General features: G+C 58.2%; 13 protein-coding genes and 1 tRNA gene. 6 read left to right on the forward strand and 8 right to left on the reverse strand.

The features are described from left to right. On the forward strand, positions 1-821 hold an 821-nt coding region (locus MPJ51_RS02670; protein ID WP_298381463.1), incomplete at its 5' end, for a glycosyltransferase family 2 protein. A 36-nt stretch (positions 822-857) separates the two neighbouring features. Here MPJ51_RS02670 and nqrF read toward each other — a convergent pair. From nqrF to MPJ51_RS02700, 6 genes are read right to left on the reverse strand one after another with little or no spacing between them, the layout of a single operon-like run. Continuing rightward, a complete protein-coding gene (nqrF, locus tag MPJ51_RS02675) occupies positions 858-2081 on the reverse strand; it encodes an NADH:ubiquinone reductase (Na(+)-transporting) subunit F (protein ID WP_298381464.1) in 1224 nt (407 codons plus the stop codon). Between the two features lie 10 nt (positions 2082-2091). After that, complete coding sequence (nqrE, locus tag MPJ51_RS02680) at positions 2092-2700, reverse strand: NADH:ubiquinone reductase (Na(+)-transporting) subunit E (protein ID WP_298381465.1); 609 nt, start codon at positions 2698-2700, stop codon at positions 2092-2094. Continuing rightward, the gene (locus MPJ51_RS02685; protein WP_170652958.1) at positions 2700-3353 is read right to left on the reverse strand and encodes an NADH:ubiquinone reductase (Na(+)-transporting) subunit D; all 654 of its coding nucleotides are present in this window, start codon (positions 3351-3353) and stop codon (positions 2700-2702) included. The genes nqrE and MPJ51_RS02685 overlap by 1 nt, the downstream gene beginning before the upstream one ends. Next, entirely contained in the window at positions 3353-4168 is an 816-nt protein-coding gene (locus MPJ51_RS02690; RefSeq protein WP_298381466.1) for a Na(+)-translocating NADH-quinone reductase subunit C, read from the reverse strand. The genes MPJ51_RS02685 and MPJ51_RS02690 overlap by 1 nt, the downstream gene beginning before the upstream one ends. Continuing rightward, positions 4161-5369: an NADH:ubiquinone reductase (Na(+)-transporting) subunit B gene (locus tag MPJ51_RS02695; RefSeq protein WP_298381467.1), complete on the reverse strand. Its 1209-nt coding sequence runs from the start codon at positions 5367-5369 to the stop codon at positions 4161-4163. The genes MPJ51_RS02690 and MPJ51_RS02695 overlap by 8 nt, the downstream gene beginning before the upstream one ends. A gap of 5 nt (positions 5370-5374) precedes the next feature. Next, complete coding sequence (locus MPJ51_RS02700) at positions 5375-6718, reverse strand: Na(+)-translocating NADH-quinone reductase subunit A (RefSeq protein WP_298381477.1); 1344 nt, start codon at positions 6716-6718, stop codon at positions 5375-5377. Positions 6719-7015: 297 nt separating this feature from the next. Between MPJ51_RS02700 and MPJ51_RS02705 the strand changes: the two genes are divergently transcribed. The 3 genes from MPJ51_RS02705 to MPJ51_RS02715 all read left to right on the forward strand — a co-directional run bounded on the left by MPJ51_RS02705 (position 7016) and on the right by MPJ51_RS02715 (position 9194). Then, positions 7016-8131 (forward strand): class I SAM-dependent RNA methyltransferase, encoded by a 1116-nt coding sequence (locus MPJ51_RS02705; RefSeq protein WP_298381469.1) that lies wholly within the window; start codon positions 7016-7018, stop codon positions 8129-8131. Positions 8132-8238: 107 nt separating this feature from the next. Beyond that, a tRNA-Pro gene (locus tag MPJ51_RS02710) sits at positions 8239-8315 on the forward strand. Positions 8316-8657: 342 nt separating this feature from the next. Further along, a complete protein-coding gene (locus MPJ51_RS02715; RefSeq protein WP_298381470.1) occupies positions 8658-9194 on the forward strand; it encodes a GNAT family protein in 537 nt (178 codons plus the stop codon). 315 nt (positions 9195-9509) lie between these two features. Here MPJ51_RS02715 and MPJ51_RS02720 read toward each other — a convergent pair whose 3' ends face one another. Both MPJ51_RS02720 and MPJ51_RS02725 read right to left on the reverse strand, forming a co-directional pair. After that, positions 9510-9815 (reverse strand): AzlD domain-containing protein, encoded by a 306-nt coding sequence (locus MPJ51_RS02720; RefSeq protein WP_298381471.1) that lies wholly within the window; start codon positions 9813-9815, stop codon positions 9510-9512. After that, positions 9805-10530, reverse strand: a complete 726-nt coding sequence (locus MPJ51_RS02725; RefSeq protein ID WP_298381472.1) for an AzlC family ABC transporter permease — start codon at positions 10528-10530, stop codon at positions 9805-9807. The genes MPJ51_RS02720 and MPJ51_RS02725 overlap by 11 nt, the downstream gene beginning before the upstream one ends. 59 nt (positions 10531-10589) lie before the next feature. On the opposite strand from MPJ51_RS02725, the gene MPJ51_RS02730 reads away from it, so the two are divergent. Together MPJ51_RS02730 and MPJ51_RS02735 are read left to right on the forward strand one after the other, a co-directional pair. After that, on the forward strand, positions 10590-11117 hold the full coding sequence (locus MPJ51_RS02730; RefSeq protein ID WP_298381473.1) for a CGNR zinc finger domain-containing protein: 528 nt from the start codon (positions 10590-10592) through the stop codon (positions 11115-11117). A gap of 108 nt (positions 11118-11225) precedes the next feature. Then, the gene (locus MPJ51_RS02735; RefSeq protein WP_298381474.1) at positions 11226-11726 is read left to right on the forward strand and encodes a GNAT family N-acetyltransferase; all 501 of its coding nucleotides are present in this window, start codon (positions 11226-11228) and stop codon (positions 11724-11726) included. The last annotated feature ends 82 nt before the right edge of the window (positions 11727-11808 follow it).

The following is an 11808-nucleotide window of genomic DNA, read 5'->3' on the forward strand; positions in this document are numbered from 1 at the left end:
CTGACAGGGTCGTCGTCGTGGACAGCGGCTCGACCGATGCGACCTGCCGGATTGCAGCTGATCTGGGGGCCGAGGTGCTGCAACACCCTTGGCGCAACTACGCGGATCAGTTCAACTGGGCGCTGGATCAGGTCGGGGGGCGCTCGGATTGGATCATGCGGCTGGACGCGGATGAGGTCGTCAGCCCCGAATTACACGCCGAGATTTCACGTAAGCTCCCTACCCTCGGGCCAGAAATTCATGGAGTTCATGTCCGGCGACACATGAATTTCATGGGTGACCCGATACGTCGGGGTGGCGTGTTCCCCATTGAGGTCCTGCGCCTGTTCCGCGCGTCTGCGGGCCGGTGCGAAGACCGCTGGATGGACGAACATATCGTGGTTCAAGGCAAAACGGCACGGTTCACGGGGTATATTCTGGACGACAACCTGAAACCGCTGGATTGGTGGATCGACAAACACAACGCCTATGCAAATCGCGAGGTGGTGGACCTGCTGAACCTGCGCCATCACTTCCTGCCGCAGGAGACGATAGCCCAAGCGACGGGCCCGCAGGCCCGGCGCAAACGTTGGATCAAAGAGGTGATCTACGCCCGTCTGCCCCTCGGGCTGCGCGCCGGGGCCTATTTCCTGTGGCGGTTCGTCTTTCGGCTGGGGCTGCTCGACAGCCCGCAGGGGCGGCGGTTCCATGTGCTGCAGGGGTTCTGGTACCGGTATCTGGTCGATGCGAAACTGCGAGAGGTTCAGGATCACATGCGCGCGCAATCCGTGGACCCGCCAACCGCCATTCAGGCGGTTCTGGGCATAGATGTCCGCAACTGAAAACCGGCGCCCTCTTGAGCGTCGGTTTTTCGTTTCTTACCCGCCGAAATCGTCGAGCATGATGTCTTCGCGGTCCACACCCAGATCCAGCAGCATGTTGATGACCGACTGGTTCATGATCGGCGGGCCACACATGTAGAACTCGCAATCCTCGGGCGCCGGGTGGTTCTTGAGGTATTCCTCGAACAAGACGTTGTGGATGAAGCCGGTATAACCTTTCCAGTCATCCTCGGGCTGGGCGTCCGACAGGGCGACATGCCATTCGAAATTGTCAAACTCTTTCGCCAGATTGTCGAAATCCTCGACAAAGAACATCTCTTTCTTCGAGCGGGCGCCGTACCAGAAGCTGATCTTGCGATTGCGGTTCTCAAGACGCTTGAGCTGGTCAAAGATGTGGCTGCGCATCGGGGCCATGCCAGCGCCACCGCCGATGAAGACCATCTCTTTCTCGGTCTCACGGGCGAAGAATTCACCAAACGGACCCGAGATCGTGACCTTGTCGCCCGGTTTCAGGTTGAAGATATAGGACGACATCTGACCCGCCGGGATACCTTCGGAGCCCGGAGGCGGCGAAGCAACCCGGACGTTGAGCATGATCATGCCCTTTTCATCCGGATAGTTGGCCATGGAATAGGCGCGCTCAATCGGCTCAGCCACGACGGATTTGTACTGCCACAGATTGAAGCGATCCCAATCCTCGCGGTACTCCTCTTCGATATCGAAATCGGTATAGGCCAGCTGGTGCGCGGGGGCCTCGATCTGGATGTAACCACCGGCGCGGAAATTCACGTCCTCGCCTTCGGGCAGGTCCAGCGTCAGCGCCTTGATGAAGGTCGCGACGTTCTCGTTCGACCGCACCGTGCATTCCCATTTCTTGACGCCAAAGACCTCTTCGGGGACTTCGATATTCATGTCCTGCTTGACCGCAACCTGACAGGACAGGCGGTCGCCGCAGGCAGCTTCGCGCTTGGTGATATGGCTTTCTTCGGTCGGCAGGATGGACCCGCCGCCCGAATGCACCTTGACCCGGCATTGCGCGCAGGTGCCGCCGCCGCCACAAGCCGACGGCACAAACAGCTTCTCGGCTGCCAGAGTTTGCAGCAATTTGCCGCCAGCGGGAACCGAGATGGTTTTCTCGCCATTGATGGTGATGTTGACATCCCCGGTCGAGACCAGTTTTGAACGTGCCGCCAGGATGATCGCGACCAGCGCGATGACGATCAGGGTGAAAAGGACGACGCCTAGGCTAAAGGTTTCCATGCGCCCCTCCTTACAGTTTCACGCCCGAGAAGGACATGAAGGCCATCGCCATCAGCCCTGCGGTGATGAAGGTGATCCCCAGTCCCTGCAGACCATCGGGAATGTCCGAGTATTTCAGCTTCTCCCGAACGCCCGCCATCGCGGTGATCGCCAGCGCCCAGCCAAAGCCCGAGGACACGCCATATGTCGCGGCCTCGGCAAAGTTGTAGTCGCGTTCCACCATGAACAGCGAGCCGCCAAGGATGGCGCAGTTCACCGTGATCAGTGGCAAGAAGATTCCCAGCGCGTTGTAAAGCGGCGGGAAATACTTATCGAGGATCATTTCCAAAATCTGAACCATCGCCGCAATCACGCCGATATATGAGATCAGGCCGAGGAAGGTCAGGTCCACATCCGGGAAGCCCGCCCAAGCCAAAGCACCGGGTTTCAGCAGATAGCTGAGCAGCAGGTTGTTGGTCGGCACGGTGATTGCCTGCACGACCATGACCGAAATGCCCAAGCCCAGCGCGGTAGAAATCTTCTTGGACACGGCGATGAAAGTACACATCCCCAGAAAGAAGCTGAGCGCGAGGTTTTCGACAAAGATGGCCTTTACGGCCAGAGAGATAAGCCCTTCCATCAGTGCGCCTCTACCTGCTGGATTTTGTATTCACGTTCTTCGACCTGGTTCGGCTTCCATGTGCGGAAGGCCCAGATCAGCAGGCCGATCACGAAGAAGGCCGAAGGCGGCAGCAGCAGCAAGCCGTTGGGCACATACCAGCCGCCATTGTTTACGGTTTGCAGGATGGTCACGCCGAACAAGCTGCCCGAACCGAACAGTTCGCGGATAAAGCCCACCAGCAACAGGATCAGACCATAGCCAAGCCCGTTGCCGACACCGTCAATGAACGAGGCCATCGGCGGGTTTTTCATGGCAAATGCCTCGGCACGGCCCATCACGATGCAGTTGGTGATGATCAGGCCGACGAAAACCGACAGGGTTTTCGAAATCTGGAAGGCGTATGCCTTGAGGATCTGATCCACCAGGATCACCAGCGAGGCGATGATCACCATCTGCACGATGATCCGGATCGAGCCCGGGATCTGGTTGCGCAGCATTGAGATGAACATTGATGCAAAACCGGTCACGAAGGTCACCGCCAGCGCCATCACAAAGGCCACTTGCAGCGAGGACGTCACCGCCAGCGCCGAACAGATGCCCAGCACCTGCAGGGTGATCGGGTTGTTGTCGACCAGCGGATCGACCAACAGCTCTTTCTTTGTCTGGGACATCAGAACTCTCCTGCTTGCAGTTTGGCCAGGAACGGACCGTAGCCCGCGTCACCCATCCAGAATTTCACCAGATTATCGACCCCGACCGAGGTCAGCGTGGCCCCGGCCAGCGCGTCGACATAGAAGTCAGCGCCAGCAGCGGGTTGCGATTTGGCGACGGTGATCCGCAGATCACCTGCGTCGTCACGCAGTTTCTTGCCGTTCCACAGCGCTTTCCAGCGCGGGTTGTCGACCTCGGCCCCCAGACCGGGGGTTTCGCCGTGCTGATAGAATTGTAGGCCAAAGATGTCGTTGCCGTTATTCTCCAACGCGATAAAGCCATAGAGCGTGGACCACAGGCCATAGCCGTGCAGCGGCAGGATCACCTTGTCCAGATCACCCGCATCGTCACGCAGCAGATAGATCACACGGTATTTGGCCTGACGGCCAATGCCTGCCGGGTCGTCATCCAAAGCAACGCTGAGGTCAGGATCGCTGGCGGCGGCCAGATCGTCGAACGTGGCCGGGTCGAACTGATCATCGACAAAATCGCCGGAGGTCAGTTCCAGCACATGCGGCTCAAACGCGGCGAACGCTTCGGTCACGTTGATGCCGGGCTCATAGACGCCCGCCACCTGCAAGACGTTGACCTGCTTGTCCTTCAGTGCATTCGCTTCCTGCACCGGGCGCAGGCTGACGGCGGCGGCGGACACGACCATCGAAGCAACAAGGCAGACGGCGACGGCGACAAAGATCGTCTTGCCGACCGAATCCGGCGAGGCCGCCAGAAACTTGGCAATCGCGCCTTTGGGTTCTGGGGATTGCGTATCAGACATGGCGACGCGCCCTCCGTTTGATGTTTGCCTGAACGACGAAATAGTCGATCAGCGGAGCAAAGACATTGCCGAACAGAATGGCCAGCATCATGCCTTCAGGGAAGGCCGGATTGACGACACGGATCATCACAACCATGACACCGATCAGCGCGCCATAGACGTAGCGGCCCACATTCGTATGGCTGGCCGAGACGGGCTCGGTGACCATGAAGGCCAGACCAAAGGCATAGCCGCCCAGAACCACGTGCCAGTACCACGGCATCGCGAACATCGGGTTGGTGTCCGACCCGATCAGGTTCAGCAACCAGGTAAAGGCGATGGTCCCAGCCAGACAGCCCACAATCAGGCGATAATTGGCGATCTTGGTGATCAGCAGGAAGGCCAGACCGATGAGACAGGCCAAGGTCGAGGTCTCACCAAAGCTGCCCTGAATGGTGCCGTAGAACGCAGTCCACCAGGTGATGCCATCGGCGGCCAGCGCCTGATAGCCATCGGCTGCCGACACCGCCAGCGCGGTCGCACCCGAGAAACCGTCAACCGGGGTCCAGACCGCGTCCCCCGACATCTGCGCCGGATAGGCGAAATACAGGAACGCCCGGCCCACAAGCGCGGGGTTGAGGAAGTTCTTGCCGGTGCCGCCAAACACCTCTTTACCAATCACGACGCCGAAGATGATCCCCAGCGCCACCTGCCACAGCGGGGTCGTAGCTGGCATGATCAACGTGTAAAGCATTGAGGTCACAAGGAAACCTTCGTTCACCTCATGCCCGCGCACGGTGGCGAAGATGACCTCGAAAATACCGCCCGCGACCAGTGTGACGATGTAGATCGGCAGGAAGTACAGCAACCCGTGCATTACGTTGGCAAACAGGCTCGCAGGGTCCAGCGAGATGCCGAACATCTGCAACAGCGCAATCCGCCAACCCGTGGCCGCATCCGGTCCCAGCGTCGCAATGGCCGAGTTCGCCTGATAGCCCGTATTCCACATCCCGAACAGGATGCAGGGGATCGTGGCGATCACGACATAGGTCATGATCCGCTTCATATCCACATAGGACCGCGCATGCGGGGCGACGGTGGTGACGGTTTTCGGCGTGTAGATAAAGCTTTCGACCATCTCGTAGATGGGGAAATACTTCTCGTACTTGCCGCCCTTGGTAAAGTTCGGCTCGATCCGATCAAAGAAGCTGCGCAAACCCATGTGGCTCAGCCCTCCTTTTCAATCTTGCTGAGGCAGTCGCGCAGCGCCAGCCCGTATTCATATTTCGCAGGACAGGCAAAGCCGACAAGGCCCAGATCCTCTTCGTCCAGCTCCAGCGCGCCCAGTGCTTGCGCGGTGTCGGTGTCCATCACCAACAGCGCGCGCAGCAGTTGCGTGGGCAGGTAATCCTGCGGCATCAGTTCTTCGAACACACCGGTGGGCACCATGGCGCGGCGTCCACCGTTCAGGTTCGAGGTGAAGGCATAAAGCTTTTTGGTAAAAGCTGATCCCAACACCGGCTGCACCGAGAATTTCGAGGGCATCGGACGAATCCAGCCCATGGGGATCTGGTCATGATCCTCGCGGATGATGGTGATCTGGCGGGCGAACCGGTTCAGATAGGCAGTCGGGCCTTCGGCATGGTTTCCCGACAGGACCGAACCGGAAATGACCCGCGCCGTGCCGTCGACAGCGACTTCGTCCCGTGTCAGATCATCGGTCGAGGCCCCCATGACCGTGCGGATCAGACGCGGCTGACGTGCGCCGGGGCCAGACAGGGCAATCACGATATTGGGGTCCAGATGCCCGGTCTGCATCAGACGACCGATGGCGATCACATCCTGATAGCCGATGGTCCAGACCTGCTTGTCACCCGCCAGCGGTTCAAGAAAATGGATATGCGTTCCCGCCAACCCCGCCGGATGCGGGCCAGAGAACGCCGCAACTTCAACGCCCGACAGATCGCCCCCGGGGATCGAGGTCCCATCCTGATGACACAGATAAGTTTTGCCCTCGGTCAGGTGCGAAACGGCGGCCAGCCCGGCGGCAAAGGCGTCACCCGCATCACCGATGATCAGCGCGGCATCGGGGGCCAGCGGGTCGGTGTCCATCGCGGTGACGAAAATCGCCGCAGGTTCGCTGCCCGGTTCCGGCATTTTCGAATAGGGCCGGGTGCGAAATGCGGTCCACAGACCGGCGGCGCACAGTTTGGCGGTCACACCCTCGGCTGTGTCAGCATCGCCCACGCCCGAGAAATCCACGCCGGTGTCGTTGGCGTCTGACACCTCGATCACCACGCTTTGCAGCACCCGCCGGGCGCCGCGATTGATCGCCACGACCTTACCGCTGAGCGGCGCGACCATCATCGCATCGGGTGCATCCTTGTGGCAGAAGACCGGTGTGCCGCGCTGCACCTCGTCGCCTTCCTGCACCAGCATCCGGGGTTTCAGGCCAATGTAATCGGCCCCCAATACGGCCACTGTGGAATAGGCCGGCCCCGGCTGAATGGTCTGATCGGGTGCGCCTTCTATCGGCAGGTCCAACCCTTTTTTCAGTTTGAAACTGTGCATGTCGCTATGGTCTTCCAAGCTGTTTTCTTGAGCCACCTGTTTCAGGCTGTTGTGTTTGTCTTTCGCGGCCCGGGCCTGTAGCGCCCTGCCCCGTCCTGATGACCGGGCACGGCGCCACGCCGCAGATGCAAAATCCGCCACGGCTCCTTTACGCGGGGATCGCTGCAAACGCAAATCGGTTCGCGACGAATCTCGCCGCTTTAGATCACTTTCCCCTGAATGTGCGGCATTGGCCCGTGGTTTGACCAGCGCAATTTGCCTGTCGCGCCGCGCGATCATCCGGTGTAAGCAGCCGAAATGGATCATGCCGAAGACCTTGAGATTTTTCTGATCGCCACGCCTGGGCTCGAAGCGCCGCTCTGTGCCGAGGCCGTTCAAAACGGATTCGCGAGCGCTCGCGCCGTTCCCGGAGGCGTCATCTGCAAAGGTGGCTGGCCCGAGGTCTGGCGCGCCAATCTGGTGTTGCGCGGGGCCAACAAGGTGCTGGTGCGTCTGGGCGGGTTTCCGGCAGTGCATCTGGCGCAGCTCGACAAACGCGCGCGCAAGTTCCCGTGGTCGGATGTCCTGCGCCCGGATATCCCGGTCAAGGTCGAGGCCACCTGCCGCAAGTCCCGAATCTATCACGCCGGGGCCGCGCGCCAGCGGGTCGAGAACGCCATTTCCGAAACGCTTGGTGCCCCGGTGTCTTCCGAGGCCTCTCTGCGCGTATTGTTGCGGATTGAAAAGGATCTCTGCACATTTTCGGTCGACACATCCGGTGAGCCCTTGCACAAACGCGGCCACAAATCCGCCGTCGCCAAAGCCCCGATGCGCGAAACCATGGCCGCCATGTTCCTGCGTGACTGCGGTTTTGACGGGGCTGAGCCGGTGCTGGACCCGATGTGTGGGTCCGGCACATTCGTGATCGAAGCCGCCGAGATCGCCTCGGGCCTGCTGCCCGGCCGCGCCCGCCGATTTGCGTTCGAGGATCTGGTGACCTACGACCCGGAGATCTGGCAACAGATGCGTGTGTCTGAGGATACCAACCCCTCCGGGCTCATCTTCCGCGGCTCGGACCGCAACGCCGGTGCGATCGAGGCTGCAACGACAAATGCCGCCCGTGCCGGTGTCGCCGACATCACCCAATTCCATCAGCGCGCCGTCAGCGACATCAAACCGCCCGAGGGGCCAGCGGGTTTAGTCATCGTCAACCCACCCTACGGTGCCCGGATCGGTGACGAAAAACGCCTGCGATCACTGTATGGCAGCCTCGGCAAGACCCTGTTGACCCGTTTTCATGGCTGGCGGGTCGGTATCGTCACCAGCACCCCCTCTCTGGCCCGCGCCACCCGCCTGCCTCTTCTGCCCCCGGGCCCGGTGGTTGATCACGGCGGCACCAAAATCCGTCTTTACAAGACCGATCCCCTGCCCTGACAGGCTTGACCCCTCTGGCTTGCAGCAAACAGATCCATTAGCCGTCGGATTGCATCAAAAACCCTCTTGCACATCCAAAGGACCGGGTATAGATCACCCGCCACGGTCGGAGTGTAGCTCAGCCTGGTAGAGCACTGTCTTCGGGAGGCAGGGGTCGGAGGTTCGAATCCTCTCACTCCGACCAACATTTTCAGCTGTCAAATGCAGAGATATTTTGCCTTTTGACCAATTAACTTACCTTTCCGCCAACTAAAGTTGCCTCTGGTTGCCTGAAGTGTTGCCAGTTCAAGTCTCAATTTTTGAACGAACGGCCCAGAGCCGACCTTAAGCACCGTGTTCAAATGCTGCGGTCGCAGCCCGCATTGCGGACATTCGCCGCAGTAGCGAAATCTGACATATGGTGAACTTACAGATCGCGGGAAGAGCTGACCTTTCGCCGCAAATGCGCTAACGTTTGCTTCCGATTTGCGTTCATCAACGCCCAAACATAGGATAGGGCAGCCATTATCAGAAAGAGGCTGATGTAGTGAGAAATCCCAGTTCTCTGGTCGAACTTCGCGACCCTGTAGATGCAGATGCATTGGTACATTTCTCCTATGCTCCAAGCCCCGAAATTGTTCGCATGTATGGCGGTGAAACAGACAGCTTGCCGAAACCCGATATGGAACGATCAAAACGTTGGCTTGAGTGGTTGCGTGACCACCCGTATTCCAAGATTATCGTCAATGGGGGTGAGCCAGTCGGGCAAGTTCGGTTGCATAGTTTAGACAAGCAGGACAGACGTGCGCGCCTTGCAATCGGGCTTCTTGGTGAAGCTCATCTTGGGCGCGGAATTGGGCGCGAAGCTATTACCCAAACTCTCGACCATGCCTTTGCGGAAATGGGACTACATCGCGTAGACTTGCGAGTCTTATCGTACAACAGGCGCGCAATTCGCTGCTATCTGTCGTGTGGTTTTGTTCACGAGGGTACAGAACGACAAGCCGCTTGGGTAAGCGGTGCGTGGCATGATGATTGGATCATGGGGATTCTTGCGCACGAGCATAGTGAACGTAGCAATTGAGCAAATCTTGGTTTGCGCTCCGACATTGTAAGCGGCCATTCGTCCAGCCTGCGGCACCTCGCACTTTGGGCTCGTTGCTGCCATCGGGGAGGATGCAGCATGTGGGCCTGAGACCCGTTTGCACGGCCAAGGACGGCCCAAAGCCGACCTCCACTACCCTGTCGAGATGCTGCGTCGCGACCCGTTGAACCGGCCATTCGCTGCGACCGCAAAATCTCAACACAAGCGGACGCACAGAACGCGGACAATCCCAGCATTCGTTGCGTTTACGAAAATATCCGCATACGCTCTGCAGATACAGTCGTTTTGCGGTTGTCAGGAGAATACACCAAACCAAACTGCTGCCGCGCCTATTCCGGCCACCATTGCCCAGACCGCGCTTGTGAATCGCATCATCACCATAGCTGAGATTCCTACAGCTATCACTTCACGCCAGCCGCCCTGTGCCAAGATGGATGCAACGAGTGCGGCCACTACGGATACCGACATTGCATCGAGAAACCGTTCCACTTTGGCCGATGTTTCTATGTGTTTCATCATGATAGGGCCTGCGATCCGGTTGAGAAACGTGACCGATGCTATCACCAGAATAGCAGCCCATGGCGTCAGTTCACTTGCCATACGCTACGACGCCCCAAAAGCCTCCGGTCAAGGCTGCAACGACGATGTTCCAACCCGCGGGAAGCCAGTTCAATGTTGCAACGGCAATACAGGAGGCCAGAACAGCTGGGATGATAGCTGAACGCTGGTTCAGCCGCCCCGTGATCGACGCAGCAAAAAAGCAGACCATAACCACGTCAAATCCATAGGCCTGCAAGTTACCAATTTTGGCGCCAGCAACAGCGCCCAGAGCTGTTCCGAACACCCAGTTCAACCACAGGATCAGCCCCCCGCCTAAAAGGATACCCGCATCTTTTTCGCCAGATTGGAAAGCAGGTCTGCTATCGGCAAAATTCGGATCACTAAGCAAAGCCAGCGCGAACCACCTTGATCGAAGAGACAACTGACTCAACCACGGTGAAAGAGCCGCCCCTGTCATAATATGACGCGCATTTACAGCGAACATGACCAGCGCGAGTGAGACTAGATCAACAGGTTCAGGCCAGAAATCCAGAGACGCGAACTGTGCCGCGCCCGAGAAAACAAGTGCGCTCATCACCATGGTCTGAAGGACGCTCAGCCCGTTTTCAATGGCCGCCACTCCAAAGCCGACACCAAACGGTATGACAAAGATGGATATGGGGGCCAGCCGCAGCACGCCGCGCAGGGTTCCTTGCCAAGTCAGGATAAACCCACTGTTTTCAGGGGAAGTATCGGATTTGGCGATTCTAACCATAATGCAGGTTAGATATGGATCGTGTTGCCAGTCAACCCCTACAGAGGTTAGAAGCTTGCATGACCTATAGTACACACTCCATCGTTCGACCGATTGCAGGAAGGCTGGCACTGGATTTCCTGAACACGGCAAACTGGACGGACGACAATCAGGTCCTGCACGAGAAAATTGAAACGACCGCTGATTTAGACCTGTGGGCGCAGACGCTTGGGCTACCCAATGCGCTTTGCCCTTCATCAGTCGAGACCATCCATGAGTTCAGATCGAACCTGCGTTCTGCGTTCATGGACCCTGCGCGACTGATAAATCTGAACCTTGATCAATACATGCGTGACCTCAAGGGCCTGTCTGGTAGCTCAACCGAAAACCTACGCCAACAACCATTGCTGGGTTTGATCGCGATCTCGGCCCTTTCGATATTCAGCGATGCGCGCGAACTGGCGCGTGTGAAGAAGTGCCCTGGCTCCGATTGCGGATGGCTGTTTCTTGACGAAACAAAAAATGCCCGCCGCAAGTGGTGCATCATGGAAACCTGCGGAAATCGGGCCAAAGCCTCTCGCAATTATGCGCGCCGCAAGCAAACATGATGAGGCCGTTGGCGCAATTGTATAGGGTCGTGATCTTGCGTTGCACGGCCGAAATTCAGCGCACCGTAGAAATCGAGTGAAACCGCCGAAATGCCCTTGAACATCCGAATGAAAGATTGCGCAGACCTAACATCAACTGACCTGGCGGAGATTGCGAGGTTGCAGGTTACGTTGGAACAAGCCGAGTTTGGCGGCAGCTTTGCCGACAGCCTGTCCCAATTTCACGCAGGCATTGGGCGTAATGCGCGGTGCTTTGCGTTCTTTTGCGATTCAGACCCAATCGGGATCGTGATTTTGAAAGTGCCGCCAGCAGCTCCGGATTGGGTGGGTTTGAATGCGATCTCGTTGCACGGCTTCAAGATCGCAAAACCCTGGCAAGGTAAGGGGTTGGGCAAAAGGTGCTTTGGCCTTTGCGTAGATCGAATTCGGTCAGAATGGCCAGACGTGGAGCGCCTCCAACTGGCGGTTGATGCGGAGAACGTCACCGCCCTGTCCGTTTATCGCAGCTACGGAATGACAGATAGCGGCCCGGTCTTTGATGGTCGCCTGGGCAAAGAACATCGCTTGGAATTGCCGTTGTATCGAGGAACACTGCGACGACCACCATAGTCGATATTCAGAAAGTATCCGATACCTATGATCAGCCCCACTTGAGTGGTCCAATTTGATTGTTAGTGTATGACCGGCCTTT

The organism is Ruegeria sp. (assembly GCF_028066395.1).
Classification (GTDB): domain Bacteria; phylum Pseudomonadota; class Alphaproteobacteria; order Rhodobacterales; family Rhodobacteraceae; genus Ruegeria.